We start from the raw sequence: 21950 nt of genomic DNA on the forward strand, positions 1-21950 counted from the left end.
GGTCTGGCAGGCCGAGAGCGTGGTCGACCTCGGCCTGGGTCAGGGCTCGGTTGGCCTCTGTCGCGGCGGCGAGCAGGTCGCCGAGCAAGACGATCTCGTCGGCAAGGGCGGTGTCAGTGAGCTGGTCGGTGGACTGGCTTGGGACCATGAGCGTGCTGCCTTCGTCAGGGGAAACGGAACCGGTGTCCGCGCCAACGCGTCCCTGCGTCACGTCCATGAGATTCGGCCGCTGCGCGGCCGCTGTGACAAGACCGGGTCCGGGGTCTGGCCTGAGCGAGGAGTTGATAACTCCCACCACTGATGGTGTGACGGCCGGCCCTGGGACGCCATAGCCCATCGGGGCTATCCGCGGTTGGCGAGGCGGGTGCTCCGGCGTGTTCCCTAGCCCCGTCCCGAACGGGCCCGGCTGCGGCGCACGAGCGCCGTGATCCCCGGCGCCGCGATCGCCACGATGCTGGCGAGGCACCCGATGGGGATCGGGAGGCAACAGCCGCCACACGACACTCTCGTGCCGTTGGGAGTGGTGGTGGTGTAGTTCGGGATTGGACCGAGGCGAAACCGGCCTCGCGGGGATGATGACAATGCATGTCCTATCAGGGGTGATTTCTTTCAGGGTGATCATCGCGAATGCGTGTGCCGAGAAGGCTCCCTTGGCATTCAAGGGAGCCTTCTCGTGGCGTGTTGTGCAGCGAGCCGTGAATAGCGCCGACCACGGTGCGAATCAGCACATGCTGGCGACTCGACCGTTCGGTGGTCAGGCGTTGTCGTCGTTGTTTCGGCGGGTTCCGGACTTGGCCAGGCCGCGCGCGATCATGGAGCCGATCATGAGGAAGGTGATGTAGCGCAGCGCCTGGTCGGCGCTGAAGGGTCGGGGCCGGTGGTGACGTCAGCGTTCAGGCTGGTGGCCATGAGGACTCCTGTTTCCCCCGAGAGTTCGGAGGTTTGAGATCAAGTTCCGCGCAATGGCCTTCTATTAGACACTCGACACCTCAGAATGAGGGGCGGCGGCCAGCCACGATGGGCGGCCACGTCATGCGGTGCGTGAACACTGTCGGAGTGTCTGGGCCCTGTCAACTCGATGGTTTCGGGTGACGTTTCCGGATTGGCAGTGATGCCACGTGGTCAGGGGTGGCCAACGAGGTGGCTTATTCTGGCGGGGTGTCCCCTTTTGATCGTGTGGTCCTGATTTTCAATCCCAAGAGCACCGGTCAAGCGCGGGAGCTGGCCGAGGGGCTGCGCGCCGACTTGGCGGAGCGAGTGCCCACCTTGGGCGTCGAGCTGCTTCCCACTGAACATGCCGGTCACGCGACCGAGCTGGCCCGGGTGGCTGCCGAGCGGGGCCGGCCGCTGGTGATGTCCGTGAGCGGCGACGGCGGATACAACGAGGTGGTGAACGGCGTCATGCAGGCGGGCAACGACAATGCGGTCGCCGCAGTGCTGGCGGCGGGCAACGCGAACGACCACCGCCGCACGACCAAGGAGCGGCCGATAGCCGAGGCGATCGCCGACGGCACCGTCAGCCGCATCGACCTGCTCCGGCTCACCGCTGACGGCGCGGCGGGCGACGTCGTCCGGTACGCCCACTCGTACATCGGGTTGGGGCTGACGCCCATCGTCGCGGTCGACCTGGAAAAGGGCGACAAGGGTTCGCTGCGCGAGATGGTCACCGTCGTTCGCTCGTTCGCCCGCTTCCGTCCCTTCGAGATCGAGGTGGAAGACGGGACCCGACAGCGGTTCGACAGCCTGGTGTTCGCGAACATCGCCCAGATGGCCAAGGTGGCCACGTTGAGCGAGGTCCAGAGCCGCCCGGATGACGGACTGTTCGAGGTGATCACGCTCAGGCACACCGCGAAGTGGCGAATCCTGGCGACCGCGGTCAAGGCCAGCACCACGGGGCTGGGCAAGCAGCCCAGCGTGAGCACCTACACGTTCACGACGGTGAGCCCGCTGCCCTTGCAGGTCGACGGCGAGGTGATGGACCTGCCGGCGGGCGCCACGGTGCGCGTGGACATCGCAGCGCAGGCGCTCCAGACGGTCCTCTGACCCGTCTGGCCCAACTGGTCGATCGGGCGCACGGCACCGTCAGGACGGGTTCTGTGGCCGCGACTCCGATTCCACGAGGTCCGCTGCCAGCGACCGCAGCTTGCGGTTGTGCTTCTGTGACGCGGTGGACAGGATCGTGAACGCATCCTCTGGCGAGCAGTGATGCGTGGCGATGAGGACTCCGAGCGCCATGTCGATCGTCTTGCGCGACTCAAGAGCCTGCCGCATGTGCTCGGCCGTGGCTGAGGCCTCGGCGTGGGCGTCCGCGTTCATCACCGCGATGCCGATGTACGTGGTGATCTCACTGGCGAGCTCGAGTGTGTCGTCGCCGAACGCGTCGGGTTCGCGTGAGTAGTTGTTGAGCGCACCAATGGTGACGCCTTGGAAGGGCAGCGGCACGGACAGCGAGCTGAGCACCCCGTGCGTGACGACCCGTTGGGTGTAGGTCGGCCACCGTTGCTCGGTACGCATGTCCGCCACCACCATGGGCATTCCGGTTCGACCGGCGTCCATGCACGGGCCGTATCCCTGCTTGTACTGGAGCTCGTCCGCGTCCAGCGCCAACCGCCCGCTGTATGCCGCGGTCCACGCCTTGTCGCCGCGCATCAGGGTCACCGAGGTGGCCTCCGCCCCCGGCAGCCACACTTGCGCGATCCCCGCCACCTCGTTCAGGACGTCCTCGAGAGGCCTTCCGACCAACACGACCTCAGCGAGGGCTTTGTACCCATCCATGCTCATTCGCCCAGTATGACGATGCGACTGTCGGACGGATCGGGGCGGCTTCGTTTGCGGCATTTATGCAGGTCAAGACGGTTTGGGAGGTTTGAACCACCCGGGCCCGGGTAGCCCCCTGACACGCGCGTTTGCACCAGATCGCGCGATCCCGCACTTCTGGACAGGACTGGAATGACCATGAGCGAGACCTATGAGGACACCGGAACGAGAAGCGACGGCGACGTGACCGGGGTTGCCAAGGACGAGGCGCGCGCCACCGCCGAGCAGGCCAAGGAGGGTGCCGGCCGCGTCGCTGCGGTGGGCAAGGACGAGGCGATGCATGTCGCCCAGGAGGCCGGTCAGCAGGCCAAGGACCTGTGGAACCAGACGCGCAGTCAGCTGCTGGACCAGAGCGCCGAGCAGCAGAGCAGGGTCGCCGAGGGCCTGCGCTCGCTGAGCCAGGAGCTGTCGACCATGGCTCGTGGGTCGCAGCAGCAGGGTGTGGCCAGCGACTTGGCGCAGCAGGCTTCGCAGCGCGTCGGCGAGGTCGCGGGGTGGCTTGATGAGCGCGACCCGGGCTCGCTGGTCGCCGAGGTGAAGCGGTTCGCGCGGCAGCGGCCCGGCGCCTTCCTGGGCGCGGCAGCGGTGCTGGGGCTGGTCGGCGGGCGGCTGAGCCGCGGTCTGGTCGCGGACCACCAGGAGACCGGCAGCTCCGAGGGCGCGACCGCCTCGACCGGGAATGCCACCGGGAATGCATCGACAGGGTATGCCGCGCCGGCGGCGGCCGCGGCAGGGTCGCCGACCGACACCTGGGTGCCTGCCGCCGAGCGGCCTGTGCTCGACCCGATGACCGGGACAGGCGGCACTGGAGCCGTCAGCACCGGCGCGACCGGAGCGGGCGAGTACCCCCGATGAGCCAGCAGGACTCACGGCTCGAGGACCATCAGGCACGGTCGCTTGGCAACATCGGTGAGCTTGTTCGCTGACATCAGCCGCGACCTGTCGACGCTGGTCCGCCAGGAGATGGAGCTGGCCAAGGCCGAGATGCGCGAGTCGGCGACCAGGGCGGGAAAGGGCGTCGGCATGTTCGGCGGCGCCGGAGTGGCGGCCCACTTCGTGCTGCTGTTCTTGTCGATCGCGCTGTGGTGGGGGCTGGGCAACGAGACCGGGCGTGGCTGGTCAGCCCTGCTGGTGGCCTTGGCGTGGGCCATCGTCGCCGGTGTGCTCGCTGCCATGGGCCGACGCGAGATCAAGCAGGTCAAGGGAATTCCACAGACGACACACACGGCGCGGGAGATTCCGGACGCGCTCAAAGGGAACGAGGACAAGCGATGAGCACCAACCCAGATGAGCTCCGTCGGGAGATCGAGGACACCCGCGGCCGACTGAGCAACGACGTCAACGCGCTCACCGAGACGGTCAGCCCCTCGAACGTCGCCCGCCGCCAGGCCGACAAGGTCGCCGGGGTGGCGACCTCGGTGAAGGACCGGGTCATGGGCACGGCCGATGACCTGTCCAGCACCGGCTCGGACGCTGCCTCCAGCCTGGGGCACGCTCCTGGCGCGGCAGCGGACAAGGCGCGCCAGAAGACGCAGGGCAATCCCCTCGCGGCGGGGCTCATCGCCCTGGGCGCCGGGTGGCTCGTCGGTTCGATGCTGCCGGCATCCGCGAAGGAGAAGCAGGCCGCGGTCGCCCTGAAGGAGAAGGCGCAGCCCCTCGTCGACGAGGCAAAGAGCGTGGCGCAGGACACCGCCCAAGAGCTCAAGGAACCCGCCAAGCAGGCGGCACAGAGCATCAAGGACACGGCCACCGAGGCCAAGGACAACGTCACCCAGGAAGGAAAGTCCACCGCCGAGGACCTCACGGCCCAGGCGCAGACCTCTGCGGAGCACGTGCGCTCCACCCAGTAGGACCCGCAGCGGACGACGAGGGGCGGGGAGGGTGGCCTCCTCGCCCCTCGTCACGTCCGGCACGGCGCCAGCGCAGCTCGAAGGGCTGAGCAGGTTCGCTGCTGTCGGGGCCGCCTTCGCGGTTCGCTGGCCTCGGCGTTCCCCGCCTGGCGCCGCGCTCGACTATGGCGCCAGGAAGGTGGCCAACACCCCGGCCAGCTGCTCCGGGGCCTCCTCGGCCATGTGGTGGCCGGAGTGGATGACCGCGCCGCGGACCGGGCTGGTGCACCACCGTGACCAGATCTGGGTCGGGTCCCCATAGAGCGACTCCAGGTCGTCATCTCGGGACCACGCCACCAGGACCGGGCAGGAGATCCGCTTTCCAGCGGCCCGGTCGGCCTCGTCGGCCCGGCGGTCGACATGCAGTCCGGAGCGATAGTCCTCGAGCATCGCCCGCACCGTCGACGGTCGGGCGATCGCCGCGCACAGGTCCTGGTAGTTCTCCTCACCCATCGCCGCTCGATCGGGCTGGTACCAGGCCATCGGGTCCGCATTGATGACTCGCTCGGCATGGGGGGACGTGAAGAAGAACCAGTGCCACCAGAGTTCGGCGAACCGCGCGTCCGCCCGCTCCAGTGCCTCGACGATGGGAACACCGTCCAGGACCGCCAGCGCAGTCACCTGGTCGGGGTGGTCCAGCGCGGTTCGATAGGCGACGTACGCACCTCGGTCGTGGCCGACCACCGCGAACCGGTCATGGCCCAGCGCCTGCATCAGGCGTACGACGTCGCTCGCCATGGCCCGGTCGGAGTATGCGGTGTGGTTGGCATCAGGCGCGGGCCCGGTGGACTGGCCGTAGCCGCGAAGATCTGGGCACACGACCGTGAATCCGGCATCGCGCAGCAGTGGCGCGACCTGGTACCAGGTGGTGTGAGTTCGGGGGTGACCGTGCAACAACACCACGGGCGCACCAGATCCTGCGGTACGGACCCGGAGCGACACCTGCTCGTGGACAGCGATGGTGGCCAGCTCGAAGTCCTCGAAGATCACCCCGCCACAGTGTCACGGTTCTCCCGGTGCGGCGGCGAGCCGTAGGGTCGGGCGCATGCCGCCTCTCGCCACGGACTCCGTCCAGGCCACCTCGTCGTCTGCTCGTCCCCTCACGCCTCAATGGTGGGTGCGTGACAGACGCGGCAACGTGAGCGTGGTCCAGTGGCCCAATCCTGCTCTCGTGGTCTGGCTTGTTGGCGCTCGTCATCGGGTGGACCGGGGTGATGGGGGCGGGCCGCGCCGCGACTCTCGACGCGGTGGGTAGTGGCGCACTGGTGGCGTGGGCTCTGGACGAGGTCGTCAGAGGGGCCAGCCCGGTCCGACGACTGCTCGGCGCGGTGGTTCTCGCGGCCGAGCTGGTGCGCCTCTTTGGCTAGCCCACGGGGCGAGCGAGCCCTGGTCCTCGGTGGCGGAGGATCGGCAGGCAACGCATGGCTGATCGGCGTCATCGCCGGGCTGCTCGAGGGCGGGTTGGATGTGACCGGGGCTGACCTCATCATCGGGACGTCGGCCGGAGCGACCACGGCGGCGCAGATCACTGCTGCGAGCCCGACCGAGCTACTGGCCGCGACGCTCGGCGCCGCGCCCCAGCGACCTACTGCTCCAGCCGGATCCGGCGGCCGCCCCGCTGGCGCCGCGGTGGTGCCCGACCATCTGGAGAGAACGGGTCGGATCATTGCCGCTGCTCGGGATGCGGCCGACATGCGCCGCAGGATGGGCGCGGCGGCGCTCGAGCTGGATGCCGGCTCGGACGGCTCGGGGCAAGCCCGGTGGCGCGCCATCGTCGCTGCCAGGCTGCCCAGCCAGGCCTGGCCGGACCGGACCCTGCTCATCCCGGTGGTCGACGCGCGGACCGGGCAGCCGGTCGTCTTCGACCGGCACAGCGGAGTCGAGCTCGTGGACGCGATCGCCGCAAGTACATCCAGCGGCGCGCCCTACGGCATCGGGGACGACCGATACATCGACGGCGGCTACCGACGCAACGAGAACGCCGACCTGGCCCGGGGCTACGAGCAGGTGCTGGTCCTCTCACCGCTCGGCGGCAGGACCCGGCATCCGCTCGAGTGGGGCATGCAGCTGGCAGCGCAGGTCGCCGAGCTCCGGGCAGGCGGCAGCACTGTCGAGACGATCCTCCCGGATGCCGAGTCGCTGGGCGCGTTCGGCGCCAACCTGATGGACCTCTCGGTGCGTGCGCCCGCCGCTGGAGCCGGCTACGCGCAGGGCAAGAGGCTTGCCGGTCAGATCGGGTTCCGGCCCTGACTGCGACGAAAGACGCTCTGCCAGGAGAAGCGTCACGCCGGGCTGGCCAGCGGTAGTCGAGCGATGGCGGACACGATGGTCTGCGGGTGGGTGAGGGGCACCATGTGGGCGGCCCCGGCGACGGTGACACATTCTCCGCCGGAGAGCTCCGCGAGCTGGCGACACCAGTCGGACGGGGCGATGCGGTCGTACTCGCCACGAAGGACGGTGACCGGGACCGTGAGCCGTGCGACGGCTTCGTGGGTGGCGAAGTGACGGATCGCGTCGATGCCCCGGAGCATGGCGAGCACGCCGGTATGCCGGTACTGGGGGACTAGGACGGGACCCTCCCAGGGGCGCTCGTGGCAGGCCGTTCTGAGCCACTGCCCGAGTATGCGCGGCCAGGTTCGCGCCCGCGGGTCGGTGACGGGTCCCACCAGCACCAGCCCAACAACCTCATCCGAGCTCGCAGCTGCCTCGACGACAACCGGGCAGCTGGCAGAGTGCCCGACCAGAACCAGCCGTCGCCCCGGCGGCAGTTGGGCGAGCAGCCGGCGGGTCTGGTGTTCGATCCCCAGGTTCGTTCCGCGCTGCGCGGGCTTGCCCAGCGAGGGTAGGCGAGTGACGACGCTCGGATGACCGAGCTGCCTTCGCACCTCGGTCCAGGCGCGGTCGTCGAGGCCGAGGCCCGGCACGAGAACGACCAAGGGTGGCACGGGTGCGGTCACCACGGCCTCAGTCGCGCCAGGCAGCTCGGCGGCCTCAGGCATCGCCGCGGACCTCTCGATGCGCAGCCCGGGCAGCATCCAGCTCGGCATCCGGTGCCTCTTCCAAGGTGACCATCGCGTTGTCGGCTTCGGGCAACGCTCGCAGCAGCTCATCCAGCTTGCGTTGAGTCGCCGTCTGCTCACGCGCCTGCGTGTGTTGGAGGACGAACACCATAGCCAGCGTCACCGCCGACACCATCGTCTGGAACACCAGCTCCAGCCTCGATGGGAACTCGTACACAGCCGAGAAGACCACCCATGCCCCCACGGCGCTCACGACAGCCAGACCCACTGCTGGACGCGATGCAGTCCGGTCCAGCCAATGCAGCACCCGGGACCCCGGATGTCTCGACCACTCGCTCAATCGCCACATGCCGGCATTCTCCCCCAGCCGCGGGCACGCGCCGCGCCGCCGAACCACGCCGTGTGCAGGTTGACACCCCATTTGCCCGGGTCAACGATGTGGCCATCCACGGCTTAGTGGCCCCATAGACCGGGCACCTACAGGCGGCCGGTCGCGTTCGGAACAGTCCGAGACAGGATGGCTCTCCAATGTCACGACGCACACTGGCCCTTGTCGGTTCACTCTCAGCAGGGATGCTCGTCGCGGCGGGATCCGTCGCCACGGCATCCCCGTCGCCGGGTCCGCCGGTCATCAGCGACTCCTCGCTCACGGCATCGTTCACCACCATTGGCGGGGGCGCGAAGCCGCTGCCGACCACCCGCACGGTCCAGCACTGGGCCGGCGCGACCACCGACCCGCACAACGGTGTCACCTACGGCTACAACATGGTCGGCGCAGACCCCAACACCTGCTCGGGGGCGGTCTGCGACGCCACCGTCCAGGTCGACATCACTCCGCTGGTCGTCGTCGTCGGAGGGCGGACGTTCGACGGGAATGCCGTCCTACCGGCCACGTTGGCCTCGCCCCAGTTCGCGGCGAACGACTACGGCACCACCCCCGCGGCCACGGCTGCGGGCAGCTTCCCGAACCTCCCGGCCATGGTGCGAGGTCCGGGCGGTGCCCTGTCCCAGGCGGACGCCGGCAACCAGCTGCAGCTGGAGGACGCCACGATGCGGGCCCAGTTCAACAAGACCGGGACCAGCGGCTACCACCTGCGACTGAACCCCGTCGTCCAGGCCCCTGTCACGATCACGGTGCCCAGCAACCAGGGCGTGCTGCTCCAGAGCGGCCGGGGCGTCGTCTTTGCCGACGTCAGCATCTCGTGGTGGGCAGCCCAGATCGGCAACCTCGAGAACCTGGCCGACCCGACCCACCTGCCGCTGTACCTCACCGATGACGTCCTGCTGTTCACCAACGGCAACCCGGCGAACTGCTGTGTGATCGGGTTCCACGGCAACAAGGCAACCGGCGTCGTCGCCAAGGGGCGGGACAAGTCGCAGGGCAACGCGCCGCTGCAGACGTTCGCCTGGGCGTCCTACATCTCACCCGGGATCTACGCGCGACCAAACGGCGGTACCGACTGGGCGGTGCAGGACATCCACGCGCTGAGCCACGAGATCGCGGAGTGGGCTGACGACCCGTTCGTCAACAACTACGTCGAGCCCTGGCTCACCCCGACGGCGCCTCAGTACGGGTGCACCAGCGTCCTCGAGACCGGCGACCCCGTGGTGGCGATCGGTTTCGCCAAGGGGAGCAACGGATTCCGCCAGGGACCAAACCCGAACGGCACACAGAGCGCGGACGGCTACTACCACCCTGAGGACGAAGCGCTACTGCCGTGGTTCATGCGGCTGCCAGCGAACGCGACAGGGTCGGAGCCCACGCAGAGTGGTTCGGGCGGCCGGTACACCTTCATGGGCGACCTGAACCCGTTCCCCGGGTTCCGGAGCCCAGCCACCGGTTGCTGACCACTCGCTAACCACGTCGGCCAGCTCGTCACCGGACCCGCTGAGCGCGGGTCCGGTGATTCGGTCCGGTGACGCCGGTCCGGTGACGCCGGTCCGCTGAGAGTGGTCAGACCGCGGTACCTGGCCCCCCACACCGGTGCGAGTTCGGCATACTTGCCGGGGTGTCCTCGCGCATCTGTGCCCGATGTGCGTGAGGATCAGGGGGTGAATGCTGGCGCGCCCGTCCCTGAGCCCGACCCGGGGGACTTCGCCCGATGGTTCGTCGAGGCACTTCCCGACGGAGTCTGGGTCATCGACCCCGAGGGTCGGACGAGATTCGCGAACGCCCGGATGGCTCAGCTGCTCGGTCGAGAGCCGGCCGAGATGGAGGGCTTTGACGTCTACTCCGCATTCGACGAGGCCGGCCAGGTCCAGCTCCGCACCCACCTGCGCGACCTCGAGACCGTCGGCGAGGCCGGCGACAACCTCGAATGCAGCCTGCTCCGCAAGGACGGCGGCCGCATCGAGACCCTCATCAGCCACACACCGATCCTCGACGACGCCGGTCAGCGCCGCGGGTGGCTGCACCGCGTGACCGAGTACACCGAGCAGCGCCAGCTGCTCGAGACCCTGCAGCGCCGCGAGCAGCAGCTGGCCGAAGCCCAAGCCATCGCCAGGGTCGGCAGCTGGGAGTGGGACATCCGCGCCGACCAGGTGAGCTGGTCCGCCGAGCTGTACCGCATCTACGACCTGGACCCGGCCGAGTTCGTGCCGACGTACGCCGGGTTCCTCGAGGGCATCCACCCTGAGGACAGGCAGGCAGTCGACCAGGCGGTCTCGGGCATCTTCGCCGAAGGCGAGTCCTTCGAGTTCGATGCCCGGATCCTGCTTCGCGCCGGCGGCATCGGCTGGGTGCGCGGTCGGGGCGTCGTGGTTCGCGACGCGAGTGGCGCGCCGGTCCGCATGACCGGCACCGCGCAGGACATCACGGCGGCCAAGGACGCCGAGCAGGCACTCGGCCTGCTGCGGGCGGTCGCCACCGCCGCCAACAACGCCGACACCCTCGCCGACGCCGTGCCCGCCGCGGTCGCCGAGGTGACCACGTACACCGCGTGGCGCGCACAGGCGGCATACCTCGTCCCGGGTGACGGGTCGCTCGTCGAGCTCGACCTCGATCGGGAACCACCGGACTCGCCGGTGGTGCTCGAGCTGGCCACCGAATCGGCTGCGCGGGCCCAGATCGCCACCAGGGTGGTCGACGACTCCCTGCTGCTCGCGGCACCGCTGATGGCCGAGGGTCGGGTTGCGGGTGTCATCGTCGTGCAGCGGCCGGGGACCGCCCTCCCCGAGGAGTGGGAGACCAGCACCGTCGCGCAGGCCATGGCGCTGTTCTCTCGCGTGGCAGAGCGCGAGAACGACTCGGCGCGGCTCGCCACGGCCCGGGACGAAGCAATGTCGGCCTCCCGCGCCAAGTCCGAGTTCGTCGCGACCATGAGCCACGAGATCCGCACGCCCCTCAACGGCGTCATCGGGCTGAGCGAGCTGCTCGGGCGGACCGACCTCACCGAACGCCAGCGCCGCCTCACCGAGGGCATCGACCAAGCCGGTCGTGCCCTGCTCTCGCTGGTCAACGACATCCTCGACCTGTCCAAGATCGAGGCCGGCCGGCTCGACCTCGAGGTCGTCGACTTCGACCCACGGGCGATCATCGAGCAGAGCGCCAGCCTCGTCGCGGGGGCCGCCCGCACCAAGGAGCTCGAGCTCGTCATCGCCTGTCAGCCCAACCTGCCCGAGCTCGTCCGCGGTGACCCGGTTCGGCTGGGCCAGGTGGTCGCCAACCTCACCTCGAACGCCGTGAAGTTCACCTCCAGCGGCGAGGTCGTCGTGCGGGCCAGTGTCGAGCCGGCTGCCGAGGACTCGCGGGAGGTCCGACTGCGGATCGAGGTCAAGGACACCGGCCTCGGAATCGCGTCCTACGACCAGTCCCGGCTCTTCGAGGCGTTCTCGCAGGCCGACAGCTCGACGACCCGCCAGTTCGGTGGATCCGGACTCGGGTTGGCCATCAGCCGCCAGATCGTCGGCGCGATGGGAGGCGAGATCGGGGTGATGAGCGCGCCAGGGCGCGGCAGTACGTTCTGGTTCACGGCCACCTTCCAAAGCCCGGGGGCCCCTCGCCGCGCCGTCAGCAGGTGCGCAGGTCCGCACTCCAAGGTGCTCGGTTGCTCGTGGTCGACGACAACGAGACGAACCGGGTGATCCTCGCCGACCAGCTCGAGTCCTGGGCGGCCGAGAGCACCCCCGCCGCCTCGGCTGTCGAGGGGCTCGCTCTGCTCGACACGGCGCACACCGCCGGCCGGCCGTACGACGTCGTCCTCCTGGACTACCTCATGCCCGAGGTCGATGGCCTCGAGTTCGCCCGTCGGGTCCGACGCGACGACACCCACCAGGGGGACCCGACTGCTGCTGCTCAGCTCGTCGCTCGAGCCCGACCCGGGGGCGGTGAGCACCGCGGGCATCGACCTCGTCATGTCCAAGCCGGTGCTGTCCGGTCGGCTGGTCGAGGCGATCACCGGTCTGCTCGGTGCGACGCCGATCCACGGCGACGACCTCCGGGAGACCCGGTGGGCCGACGATGCCGGGACGGGCTCGCCCGGGGCGCCGATGGCTGGTCGAGTGCTGCTCGTCGAAGACAACCCCGTCAACCAGCTCGTGGCTGAGGGGGATCCTCAACACTCTCGGCTACCAGGTGGTCCTCGCCGAGAATGGTGAGGAGGCGGTGAGTCGCGTCACGCATCAGTATGCCGAGCTCGACGCGGTACTCATGGACTGCCAGATGCCGATCATGGACGGCTACGACGCGACGCGGGCGATCCGCGCCATGGAGGGCTCGGGCAGCCGCCTGCCGATCATCGCGCTGACGGCGGCGGCCGTCACAGGGGAGCGCGAGCGGTGCATCGCGGCAGGCATGGATGACTTCCTCACCAAGCCCGTTGACGTGGCCGCGCTCCGTGCGACGATGCGCCGCTGGGTCCCGGCTGGCGAGGGTGCCGACTACCCGACCGGCGCGGACCGTGCCGACGGGGCGGCCCCGGGGGTCGACTCCGACGTCCTCGACTCGGCACGCCTCGACGAGCTGCTCGATCTCGATCCGGGCGACCCGACCCTGCTGCTGCGGTTCATCGGCAGGTTCGGCAGCAACGCCCGGCACACGCTGGAAGAGATGCGGTGCGCGCACCAGGACGGCACGGCATACGAGCTCGGACGGCTGGCTCACGCGCTCAAGGGGAGCGCAGCGAACCTCGGCGCCCACCGCCTCGCGGACCGCTGCCGGGAGATCGAGCTGCTCGGCGACGAGGGCGGCGTGCCCGGCCAAGCGGTCATCGACCGCCTCGCCGTCGAGGTCGACACCGCGGCGACCGCCCTGGAGGCGTTCGCCGCCGAGCTCGCCGCCGCCGAGGGCTAGCTGGGCCAGCAGGGCCAGCAGGGCTAGAAGGGTCGGGCCGGGTTGGGCGGCAACCTGCCGTTAACGTGCGTCGCCTAGGCTTGTCCCGTGAGCGAGACCCAGCCGACGACGGAGCCGACGATGCCGACCATGCCGACGACGCCGACGACGGCCAGCGCCCGGATCCTCGTCGCCGAGGACGAGGCGCTGATCCGCCTCGACCTGGCCGAGATGCTCGCTGAGGCGGGGTACGAGGTGGTCGGCCAGGCCAGCAACGGCGAGCAGGCCGTCGAGATGGCCCGCGAGCTCATGCCCGACCTGGTCATCATGGACGTCAAGATGCCGGTCATGGACGGCATCACCGCAGCCGAGGCGATCGGCTCGGCCAGGATCTGCCCTGTCGTGATGCTCACGGCCTTCAGCCAGACCGAGCTCGTCGAGCGGGCGCGCGATGCCGGCGTGATGGCGTACATCGTCAAGCCGTTCACCGCGGCCGACCTCACTCCGGCCATCGACATCGCCCGGCACCGCTGGAACGAGGTCAAGGCGCTCGAGAGCGAGATCGCCGACCTCGGCGAGCGGCTCGAGACCCGCAAGGCGGTCGACCGCGCCAAGGGCATCCTCATGAAGAAGCTGAAGGTCAGCGAGGCCGAGGCCTTCCGCTGGATCCAGAAGACCGCGATGGACCGTCGCCTCGGCATGCGCGAGGTCGCCGACGCCGTGGTCGCCGGCATGGACAAGGCCTGAGCGGTGGCGATGGCGGTCCGGCCGGCGACGGCCGCTGATGCCTCGACGCTCGCACGGGTCGCGGCCGCGACCTTCGCGTTGGCCTGCCCGCCGCACGTCACCCAGGAGTCGATCGAGGCCTTCATCAGCACGAACCTGTCGCTGGGGTCCTTCGTGGGGTACCTCGCGGACGCCGACCGTGACCTGTTCCTCGCCGAGGACGACGGCGAGCCGGTCGGGTACGCCATGGTCGTCGCGGGCGACCCGGCCGACCCCGACGTCAAGGCCGCGCTGCGCCACCTGCCCACGACCGAGCTGAGCAAGATCTACGTGGTGCCCGGCAGCCATGGTGGCGCGGTGGCCGCGGCGCTCATGGTCGCCTCGCTCGACGCGGCTCGCGACCGGGGGGCCGCGGGCGTCTGGCTCGGGGTCAACCAGCTCAACGAGCGGGCCCAGCGCTTCTACACCAAGAGCGGTTTCAGCAGGGTCGGCACCAAGCGCTTCCTCGTGGGGGACAGGTACGAGGACGACTTCATCTACGAGCAGCGGCTGGGGTCGCTGTGAGGATGCTGTGCCGGAGTTCGTTGAACCCTTCACGAACGGTGTCGAATGGGCCTAGAGTTCGAGTTCGGTTGCCCCATGGGGCGCCGACGGACGTCGGGGGAGCCGTTTGCACAGGTGAACAGCAGAGCAGGACCGACGATGGAGGAGCCCGGTGAGCCGTCCCGCGATCAGCGTCAGGCGTGTGTCCGAGGAGCTGGAAGGCTCGTTCGTCGACCTGTGGGTGTCCTCGCGGGTCGAGGCCGGGGTCAGTCCCGAGGTGGTCGCCCGCTCTGCGTCGGAGGGTCGCATCGGCGCCTCCCTCCACCGCGACGACGTGCGCGCCTACCTCGCTCTGCACGACGACCGACCGGTCGGTTTCGCCGTCGCCACGACCAGCCCGTTCTCGGCGCTGACCGAGGCGCCCTGCGTCACCATCGACCAGCTCTACGTCGCCCCTGACTCGCGCAAGCACGGGGTGGCCCGCCAGCTCATGACCGCGGTGACGGTGTATGCCGACTCGCGCGGGTGCGAGCAGATCGGGTGCAACGTGCCCGCTCCCAACCGCGACGCGAACCGCTTCTTCGCCCGCCTCGGCTTCTCCTCCCAGGTGGTCCGGCGGATCACCACAGTCGCAGCCCTGCGGCGTCGGCTCGGTGCGGACGAACCGCGGCACCACTCGCTCGAGCAGCTGTTGCACCGCCGCCGCTCCTTGCGCGCCCGCGCCACGGCTGCCGCTGGCAACCGCCTCGCCGGCTGACCGACCTCAGCCGCCGGGTGCGACGTCCCTGATCAGGCAGGTGATCCGGCACGTGCAGACCCGCTTGTCCTGCTCGTCGGTGATGACCACCTCGTAGCACGCCAGGGTGTTGCCCAGCGAGAGGGCCGTGGCCGTTCCTGTGACGAACCCGGCCCGGGCCGCGCGGTGGTGGGTGGCGTTGATGTCCAGGCCCACCGCGACCCGCGTCGGGCCGGCGTGGAGCGCCGAGCCGATCGAGCCGAGGGTCTCCGCGAGGACGACCGAGGCGCCCCCGTGGAGCAGGCCGTAGGGCTGGGTGTTGCCCTCGACCGGCATACGTCCGACGACGCGCTCGGGTGCACCCTCGACGACCTCGATGTGCATGCGGCGCATCAGGGAGTTCGGGTTCATCTCCTGCATCGTGCGCAGGGCGTCGGTGAAGTCGGGCATGCGGGTCCTCTCGTCGCGGGGGCCGGCCGTCGTGGGTGGCTGGCCGCCCTGTGGGTGGCTGGCAATAGGCTGCCATGCGTGAGTCGACTTCTGCTGCTGGACGGTCATTCCCTCGCCTACCGCGCCTTCTTCGCGCTGCCGGCGGAGAACTTCTCGACGAGCACCGGGCAGCACACCAACGCCGTCTACGGGTTCACCTCGATGCTCATCAACGTCCTGCGTGACGAGCAGCCGACCCATGTCGCCGTGGCGTTCGACATCTCACGCCAGACGTTCCGCACCGAGGTCTACGCCGACTACAAGGCTGGCCGCTCGGCGACCCCGACCGAGTTCCAGGGCCAGATCTCGCTGCTCCACGAGGTCCTGGACGCCCTCAAGATCCGCTACGTCGAGGTCGACGGCTACGAGGCCGACGACGTCATCGCGACGCTGACCACGGCTGCCCTCGCCGAGGACATGGAGGTCCTCATCTGCTCGGGTGACCGCGACGCCTTCCAGCTCGTCACCGACACCAGCACCGTGCTGTACCCCGTCAAGGGCGTCTCCGAGCTCGCCCGCATGACCCCTGCGGCCGTGGAGGCCAAGTACGGCGTGCTGCCCGAGCGGTACTCCGACCTGGCCGCGCTCGTCGGCGAGACCTCCGACAACCTGCCGGGCGTGCCCGGGGTGGGGCCCAAGACCGCGGCCAAGTGGCTGGGCGTCTACGGCGACCTCACCGGGCTGGTCGCCCACGTCGACGAGATCAAGGGCAAGGCCGGCGAGTCGCTGCGCGAGCACCTCGACGGCGTCCTGCGCAACCGCCGGCTCAACCAGCTCGTCCGCGACCTCGACGTGCCGGTGACCATCGCCGACCTCGAACGCCAGAACTGGGACCGCGAGCTCGTCCACGCGGTCTTCGACAGCCTCGAGTTCCGGGTGCTGCGCGACCGGCTCTTCGAGTACCTCCAGGCCCCCCAGGAGGAGGCCGACCACGGTTTCGACCTCGAGGGCGCGCTGCTCGCGCCCGACGAGGTGCCCGGCTGGCTCGAGGAGTATGCCGCGCCCGGGGTCCGCGTCGGCGTGCACGTGGTGGGGCGCTGGGGGCGTGGCACCGGTGACGTCACCGCACTGGCCCTCGCCACCGAAGGTGACGCGGCGGCATACGTCGACGTGGCCGAGCTCGACGCGGCCGGGGACACGGCGGTTGCCGCCTGGCTGGGCGACGCGACCCGGCCGAAGGTGCTCCACGACGCCAAGGGCCCGATGTTGGCGCTCGCTGCCCGCGGGTGGAACCTGGCTGGGCTCGCGACCGACACCGCGTTGGCGGCGTACCTCGTGCGTCCCGACCAGCGCTCCTACGACCTCGCCGACCTGGTCCTGCGCCACCTCGGCCGCGAGCTGCGCGCCGAGCAGGAGCAGAGCGGCCAGGGCCTGCTGACCTTCGGCGACGAGGGCGATGCCGGCGCCCAGGACGCCATGGTGCGGGCCCGGGCGGTGCTCGACCTCGCAGGATCCCTCGCCGAGCAGCTCGAAGCGACCGGTGGCACCGCGCTGCAGCAGGACCTCGAGCTGCCGTTGGAGCGCGTGCTCGCGGACATGGAGCGCACCGGCATCGGCGCCGATGTCGAGGTGATGACCGAGCTGGAGGCGGACTTCGCGGCGGCCGTCCGCGACGCCCAGGAGGACGCCTACGACGCGCTCGGGGGCGACCAGATCAACCTCGGCTCGCCCAAGCAGCTCCAGGTCGTCCTCTTCGAGACCCTCGGCCTGCCGAAGACGCGCCGCACCAAGACGGGCTACACCACCGACGCCGACGCGCTCAACGACCTCTACACCAAGACCGAGCACCCGTTCCTCGAGGCATTGCTCCGACACCGCGACGCCGCGCGGCTGCGGGTCACCGTCGAGGGCCTGCTCAAGTCGGTCTCCGACGACGGGCGCATCCACACGACCTACCAGCAGACGATCGCGGCGACCGGGCGGCTGTCGTCGACCGATCCCAACCTCCAGAACATCCCGATCCGCACCGACGCGGGCCGCCGCATCCGCGAGGTGTTCATCGTCGGTGATGGGTTCGAGTCGCTGATGTCTGCCGACTACAGCCAGATCGAGATGCGGATCATGGCCCACCTCTCGGGCGACGACGGTCTCATCGAGGCGTTCCGCTCGGGCGAGGACCTCCACCGGTTCGTCGGGTCCCGGGTGTTCTCCGTCGAGCCCACGGACGTCACGTCGGCGATGCGGTCCAAGGTCAAGGCGATGTCCTACGGCCTCGCCTATGGGCTGTCCGCTTTCGGGTTGTCCAAGCAGCTGACGATCTCGACGGGTGAGGCCCAGGGTCTGATGGACGAGTACTTCGCGAGGTTCGGCGGGGTCAAGGACTACCTCGACTCCGTGGTCGCCGAGGCGCGTGGCACCGGCTACACCCAGACCATGCTGGGGCGCCGGCGCTACCTGCCCGACCTGACCTCGGACAACCGCCAGCGCCGCGAGATGGCCGAGCGGATGGCGCTCAACGCACCGATCCAAGGGTCGGCCGCCGACATCATCAAGATCGCGATGCTGCGCGTCGACGCCGCCCTGCGCGAGTCGGGCGCGAAGTCGCGCCAGCTGCTGCAGGTGCACGACGAGCTGGTCCTCGAGATCGCGCCGGGGGAGCGCGACGACGTCGAGGCGCTGGTCCGCCACGAGATGGGCAGCGCCGTCGAGATGGACGCGCCGCTCGACGTGAGCGTCGGCGTAGGCCGTTCATGGCACGACGCCGCTCACTGACATTTCGCCCAAAACGGGAAATTTGGCACTTATAACGAGTCTCAGCCGCAATGTGTTACGGATCATCGGGCGTTTTGTGAAGAAATGATGGCTCGGTCGGCCATCCGTGCTCCATACTCTCCGGTAACCATGCACCCGCCAAAGGACGTCGGGTGCTTTTCCTGTGAGGTGGACATGCGACGGAGCCTGATAGCCGGGCTGGTATTGGCGGTGTTCTCGGCCCTGATCATCTGGCTGGGGGACTGGCTCGGGCTCGATCTCGAGCACATTGCGCTCCTCGGTGCAGCGCTGGGCGGGGTTCTCGGGCTCGTCCCGCACAGCCTGCCGATCGGCAAGCTTGGCGGTTTCGTCGTGGGGTTCGTGGTGGCCTGGGTCGGGTTCGCCCTGCGTGCCGCCGTCCTCCCCGACTCCTCGAGTGGGCGCGCCGTTGCAGCGTTCCTCGTGGTCGCTGTCATTGCTGCGGCGTGCGGCGTCAGTGCGGGCCGACTCCCGCTGTGGAGCGGCCTGCTCGGAGCCGCCGCGATCGTGGGGGCCTACGAGGAGACCTACACCAACGCCCCGTCGCAGTTCCTGCAGGACTCGCCGACGGCCGGGTCCACGGTCCTGTTCGCCGTGGCACTCGGATACCTGGCGACGTCACTCGTCGCCGAGGGTTTGCCGACTCCGGCGGCGGGAGCCAGCTCGTGGAACCGCTGGTTCACGCGGGCAGAACCCAACCCGGCAGCCGGCGACGACGCTGGTGGCATCGACGACATCCTGTCAGGAGAGAGCAAGTGAGTGCGAAGAGAACCGTGATGACCTCGGGTGCCGCGCTGCTGGCCGCCCCGGCCGCTTTCGCGCTCGCCGCCGGCCCGGCGCTCGCCGCCTCCTCTGGGGACGTGGTCGTCACCAACACCGAGACGGTGCAGGCGTACCTCAACGCGTCGGGCAGGGTGGACGTGGCGAGGGTCTACGAGCAGATCGCCATGCAGGGCAAGGGCACGGTTGACCTGGTCAACCCAGTGGCCACCCAGGGCCTGCGCAACCTCGACAGCTTCGGGGGGTTCCAGGTCAAGAACGGCAACATGGTGGGGACGTACACGGTCGACGGGGAGCAGCGCCTGCGCTCGGTGAGCGACTACACCAAGAAGCTGCCGCTCGAGGTCGCCGTCGACTACACGCTGGACGGCAAGTCCGTGCAGCCGGGCGACGTGGTGGGCAAGAGTGGCCTGCTCAAGGTCCAGTACACCGTGCGCAACGTGACGGGCAAGGCCCAGGACGTGTCCTTCGACGATGGGACGGGCAAGACGACCACCGCATCGGAAGACGTGGTCATCCCGATGGTCGGCTCGCTGTCCACGGTACTTCCGTCGACCTTCACGGACGTTCGGTCCGACGAGGCCAACATGGCTGGCGACGGTCACGGCGGCACGAAGATGTCCTTCACGATGACCTTGTTCGGGCCGATCGGGAAGCCTGAGGCGACGTTCGGCTACCAGGCCAAGATCACGGACGGGGTGATCCCCAAGGCGAACATCTCTGCCCTCCCGGTCAGCCCGCTCGACAGCCCCTCGTTCAAGGGCGGCGCCCAGAGCTACCAGGGTGGTGCCACGACCGGCGCTGCTCTGACCGCCGGGGCGACGGAGATCGACGCCAACCTTCTGAAGCTCCGTGACGGAGCCAGCGACCTGCTCGCGGGCCTCATCAAGCTCAAGGACGGCGCCAACCAGCTGCACACCGGTCTCGCCGGCCAGGCGGCGCCGGGCGCATCGAAGCTCGCCGATGGTGCGGGTCAGCTCAAGGATGGAACCGGGCAGCTGGCCGCCGGAGCGACCAAGGCGAAGGGCGGGGCGGCGCAGGTCTCGGGCGGCGCGACCCAGCTCGCCGGTGGCGCACGCCAGCTCGCCGGGGGCTCGGCCACACTGGCCGCAGGCTCCTCGGCCCTGGCTGACGGGGCCAGCTTCCTCGACGCCAAGCTCGGCCAGTACCAAGCCGGTCTCACCCAGCTGGCCGACGGCATCCAGGCCATCCCGGCGAATCCTGACTATCAGCGGCTCCTGCAGGGCATCGCGTCCATCCAGGCGGCCATAGGGGACCCGAGCCAGCCGGCAACCCTCCGAGGCGGCCTGACCGCCCTGAAGTCAGGCGTCACGACCCGGCTGCAGCCGGGGATCAGCGCCCTGATCGCCGGAGTCGGCCAGCTCCAGGCCGGCATTGCAGCGGCCATCACCAGCGACGTCCCGCAGCTCAAGGGCCTCGCAACTGGCGCCAAGACCGCCATCGCCCAGGTCGCCGTGGCGGAGGGTTGCCTCACCGTCGGCGGGACACCTGGGCCGAACGCGGCCACGGGAAACTGTCCGACCCTTCTCTCGGGGCTGACCCAGGCGGGGACGCTCGTCGTCGCAATGGACACTCCAGTCGGCACCCCCGGGCTCCCGAATGGCGGCCTGACCCAGAAGCTCCAGCGGGCCTCGTTCTCCCTCGACGCCCACGCGCCGGGCACGGCGGGTGCCACTGACCCGGGCGGTGTGCTCTACGGCTTGAACGCCCTCAAGGTCGGCGTGGACAACCACGCGCCCGGCACCTATGGCAGCAGCGATGCCGGGGGCCTCGAGTACGGCCTCAACGCACTCCTCTTCGGCACCGATACCCACGCCCCGGGCACGGCCGGCGCGGCCGACCCGGGCGGCCTCGCCTACGGCATGGGGGCCATCAACAGCGGTGTCCAGTCGTTGGTCAGCACCATCGTGACCACCCTGCTCGACAGCCTCGGCACGCCCAGCACGGACCCGACGACGACCCTGCGGGGTGCAGCTGCAGCACTGTCCGGTGGGGCTGCGCGGCTGAGCTCGGGCGCGGGTCAGGTCGCCAGCGGTGCCGGTCAGGTGGCTGGTGGCGCTGGAGCACTGGCCGCCGGTTCGGGAAAGCTCGCGACAGGTGCTGGTCAGCTCAACGGCGGCTTGGCTGACCTGGCCACGGGTGCAGCGAAGGTCGACGGTGGCGCAGGCCAGCTCAAGGCGGGCGCAGACCAGCTCTCCAGCGGTCTCGGCACCGCGGCAACCGGGTCAGGTCAGCTCGCCGACGGCCTGGGACAAGCCGCCGGTGGTGCCCCCAAACTGGTGGATGGGGCCCAGCAGCTGTCCGACCAGGGCACCAAGAAGCTCATCGAGGCGGGCAAGGCAACGGCCAGCGACTACGGCCAGAAGTACGCCCTGATCGAGGCAGGAGCCAAGCGCGCCAAGGCTGAGGGCATGGCCTACGGTGCGCCCGCTGGCGCCGCAGGTCAGACGGCATACTCGTACGAGCTCGCCGGCGCTGACGGTGAGGGCAGTCGCAACGTCGGCCGCGGTCTGGGCGCGGCTGCCGTGTTCGGGCTTGCGTCGGCGGTGGCGTTGCTGCGGCGCCGCCAGGTCTAGAGCTGCTGGCGAGTGGGACGGTCTCGGCATCGAGGCCGTCCCACTGTCCCGTCTCGTCAGACCTCGACCGGCACCTCGTACACCTGGGACGTCGGGTGACCGGACCGCTCGTGCACCCGCATCACGGACTCCTTGTCGGGTCCCGTGGCGAGGCAGAACACCTTGCCCGCCTCGGGGTCGAGCCACGCGTGTTCGAAGTGCACGCCGTCCTCGGCCTCGGTGTCGAGGTCGCGCTGGTGGGCTTCGGCGAGCTGCTCCGCCGTCACTCCGAAGAAGCCGTCGTGGACATCCATGAACCTCGGCATCTGCCGCCTCCTGGGCTGGTGAAAGAGGAGGCGCGCGCCGCCTCCCGCA

Annotated in this window: 23 protein-coding genes and 1 pseudogene; 18 read left to right on the top strand and 6 right to left on the bottom strand. The window is 69.7% G+C overall.

Going from position 1 to position 21950, the window contains the following annotated elements; all coding sequences use genetic code 11:
* Window positions 1-19 precede the first annotated feature (19 nt).
* Together GKE56_RS03780 and GKE56_RS03785 are read left to right on the top strand one after the other, a co-directional pair.
* Window positions 20-301 (top strand): hypothetical protein, encoded by a 282-nt coding sequence (locus GKE56_RS03780; RefSeq protein ID WP_154683411.1) that lies wholly within the window; start codon window positions 20-22, stop codon window positions 299-301.
* A gap of 827 nt (window positions 302-1128) precedes the next feature.
* The gene (locus GKE56_RS03785; protein WP_230209168.1) at window positions 1129-2043 is read left to right on the top strand and encodes a diacylglycerol kinase family protein; all 915 of its coding nucleotides are present in this window, start codon (window positions 1129-1131) and stop codon (window positions 2041-2043) included.
* 39 nt (window positions 2044-2082) lie between these two features.
* Here the strand turns inward: GKE56_RS03785 and GKE56_RS03790 are convergent, their stop codons facing one another.
* A complete protein-coding gene (locus GKE56_RS03790; protein ID WP_230209169.1) occupies window positions 2083-2781 on the bottom strand; it encodes a GAF and ANTAR domain-containing protein in 699 nt (232 codons plus the stop codon).
* 174 nt (window positions 2782-2955) lie between these two features.
* Here GKE56_RS03790 and GKE56_RS03795 point away from each other — a divergent pair, with 174 nt between their 5' ends.
* From GKE56_RS03795 to GKE56_RS03805, 3 genes are read left to right on the top strand one after another with little or no spacing between them, the layout of a single operon-like run.
* Window positions 2956-3672, top strand: coding sequence for a hypothetical protein (locus GKE56_RS03795; protein ID WP_154683412.1), 717 nt, complete (start codon window positions 2956-2958; stop codon window positions 3670-3672).
* Window positions 3673-3726: 54 nt separating this feature from the next.
* The gene (locus tag GKE56_RS03800; protein WP_370518450.1) at window positions 3727-4092 is read left to right on the top strand and encodes a phage holin family protein; all 366 of its coding nucleotides are present in this window, start codon (window positions 3727-3729) and stop codon (window positions 4090-4092) included.
* Complete coding sequence (locus GKE56_RS03805; RefSeq protein ID WP_154683414.1) at window positions 4089-4667, top strand: DUF3618 domain-containing protein; 579 nt, start codon at window positions 4089-4091, stop codon at window positions 4665-4667. The genes GKE56_RS03800 and GKE56_RS03805 overlap by 4 nt, the downstream gene beginning before the upstream one ends.
* Window positions 4668-4829: 162 nt before the next feature.
* On the opposite strand, the gene GKE56_RS03810 is transcribed toward GKE56_RS03805, so the two are convergent.
* A complete protein-coding gene (locus GKE56_RS03810) occupies window positions 4830-5696 on the bottom strand; it encodes an alpha/beta fold hydrolase (protein ID WP_230209170.1) in 867 nt (288 codons plus the stop codon).
* Between the two features lie 191 nt (window positions 5697-5887).
* Between GKE56_RS03810 and GKE56_RS03815 the strand changes: the two genes are divergently transcribed.
* Both GKE56_RS03815 and GKE56_RS03820 read left to right on the top strand, forming a co-directional pair.
* Entirely contained in the window at window positions 5888-6073 is a 186-nt protein-coding gene (locus GKE56_RS03815; RefSeq protein ID WP_154683415.1) for a hypothetical protein, read from the top strand.
* Window positions 6066-6956, top strand: coding sequence for a patatin-like phospholipase family protein (locus tag GKE56_RS03820; RefSeq protein ID WP_154683416.1), 891 nt, complete (start codon window positions 6066-6068; stop codon window positions 6954-6956). The genes GKE56_RS03815 and GKE56_RS03820 overlap by 8 nt, the downstream gene beginning before the upstream one ends.
* 32 nt (window positions 6957-6988) lie before the next feature.
* Here GKE56_RS03820 and GKE56_RS03825 read toward each other — a convergent pair whose 3' ends face one another.
* Entirely contained in the window at window positions 6989-7753 is a 765-nt protein-coding gene (locus GKE56_RS03825; protein ID WP_195908227.1) for an alpha/beta hydrolase, read from the bottom strand.
* Window positions 7698-8147, bottom strand: coding sequence for a low affinity iron permease family protein (locus tag GKE56_RS03830; protein ID WP_154683418.1), 450 nt, complete (start codon window positions 8145-8147; stop codon window positions 7698-7700). Before GKE56_RS03830 ends, GKE56_RS03825 begins: the two co-directional genes overlap by 56 nt.
* 107 nt (window positions 8148-8254) lie before the next feature.
* On the opposite strand from GKE56_RS03830, the gene GKE56_RS03835 reads away from it, so the two are divergent.
* From GKE56_RS03835 to GKE56_RS03865, 8 genes and pseudogenes are all read left to right on the top strand, one after another.
* Complete coding sequence (locus GKE56_RS03835; protein WP_154683419.1) at window positions 8255-9574, top strand: hypothetical protein; 1320 nt, start codon at window positions 8255-8257, stop codon at window positions 9572-9574.
* 204 nt (window positions 9575-9778) lie between these two features.
* Window positions 9779-11809 (top strand): PAS domain-containing hybrid sensor histidine kinase/response regulator, encoded by a 2031-nt coding sequence (locus GKE56_RS03840; RefSeq protein WP_154683420.1) that lies wholly within the window; start codon window positions 9779-9781, stop codon window positions 11807-11809.
* Window positions 11806-11931, top strand: a pseudogene (locus GKE56_RS18110) (hypothetical protein); the annotation flags it as partial. The gene GKE56_RS03840 and the pseudogene GKE56_RS18110, both read left to right, overlap by 4 nt.
* A 22-nt stretch (window positions 11932-11953) precedes the next feature.
* Window positions 11954-12322 carry a hypothetical protein gene (locus GKE56_RS17900; RefSeq protein WP_304650411.1) on the top strand — a complete coding sequence of 123 codons (369 nt, stop codon included), beginning with the start codon at window positions 11954-11956 and terminating at the stop codon, window positions 12320-12322.
* A complete protein-coding gene (locus tag GKE56_RS17905) occupies window positions 12300-13016 on the top strand; it encodes a response regulator (protein ID WP_304650412.1) in 717 nt (238 codons plus the stop codon). Before GKE56_RS17900 ends, GKE56_RS17905 begins: the two co-directional genes overlap by 23 nt.
* A 120-nt stretch (window positions 13017-13136) precedes the next feature.
* Window positions 13137-13742 carry an ANTAR domain-containing response regulator gene (locus GKE56_RS03855; protein ID WP_154685607.1) on the top strand — a complete coding sequence of 202 codons (606 nt, stop codon included), beginning with the start codon at window positions 13137-13139 and terminating at the stop codon, window positions 13740-13742.
* 9 nt (window positions 13743-13751) lie between these two features.
* On the top strand, window positions 13752-14285 hold the full coding sequence (locus GKE56_RS03860; RefSeq protein WP_195908295.1) for a GNAT family N-acetyltransferase: 534 nt from the start codon (window positions 13752-13754) through the stop codon (window positions 14283-14285).
* 181 nt (window positions 14286-14466) lie between these two features.
* Window positions 14467-15021: a GNAT family N-acetyltransferase gene (locus GKE56_RS03865; RefSeq protein WP_195908229.1), complete on the top strand. Its 555-nt coding sequence runs from the start codon at window positions 14467-14469 to the stop codon at window positions 15019-15021.
* Between the two features lie 6 nt (window positions 15022-15027).
* Here GKE56_RS03865 and GKE56_RS03870 read toward each other — a convergent pair whose 3' ends face one another.
* A complete protein-coding gene (locus GKE56_RS03870; protein WP_154683424.1) occupies window positions 15028-15450 on the bottom strand; it encodes a PaaI family thioesterase in 423 nt (140 codons plus the stop codon).
* Window positions 15451-15528: 78 nt separating this feature from the next.
* Between GKE56_RS03870 and polA the strand changes: the two genes are divergently transcribed.
* The 3 genes from polA (at window position 15529) to GKE56_RS03885 (ending at window position 21596) form a co-directional block, all read left to right on the top strand.
* Window positions 15529-18201, top strand: coding sequence for a DNA polymerase I (polA, locus tag GKE56_RS03875; protein WP_154683425.1), 2673 nt, complete (start codon window positions 15529-15531; stop codon window positions 18199-18201).
* 174 nt (window positions 18202-18375) lie between these two features.
* Entirely contained in the window at window positions 18376-18978 is a 603-nt protein-coding gene (locus tag GKE56_RS03880; RefSeq protein WP_195908230.1) for a hypothetical protein, read from the top strand.
* Window positions 18975-21596, top strand: coding sequence for a hypothetical protein (locus tag GKE56_RS03885; RefSeq protein ID WP_154683427.1), 2622 nt, complete (start codon window positions 18975-18977; stop codon window positions 21594-21596). The genes GKE56_RS03880 and GKE56_RS03885 overlap by 4 nt, the downstream gene beginning before the upstream one ends.
* 56 nt (window positions 21597-21652) lie before the next feature.
* Here the strand turns inward: GKE56_RS03885 and GKE56_RS03890 are convergent, their stop codons facing one another.
* Entirely contained in the window at window positions 21653-21901 is a 249-nt protein-coding gene (locus GKE56_RS03890) for an SCO4226 family nickel-binding protein (protein ID WP_154683428.1), read from the bottom strand.
* Between the last annotated feature and the right edge of the window lie 49 nt (window positions 21902-21950).

Source organism: Nostocoides sp. HKS02 (assembly GCF_009707485.1).
Classification (GTDB): Bacteria; Actinomycetota; Actinomycetes; order Actinomycetales; family Dermatophilaceae; genus Pedococcus.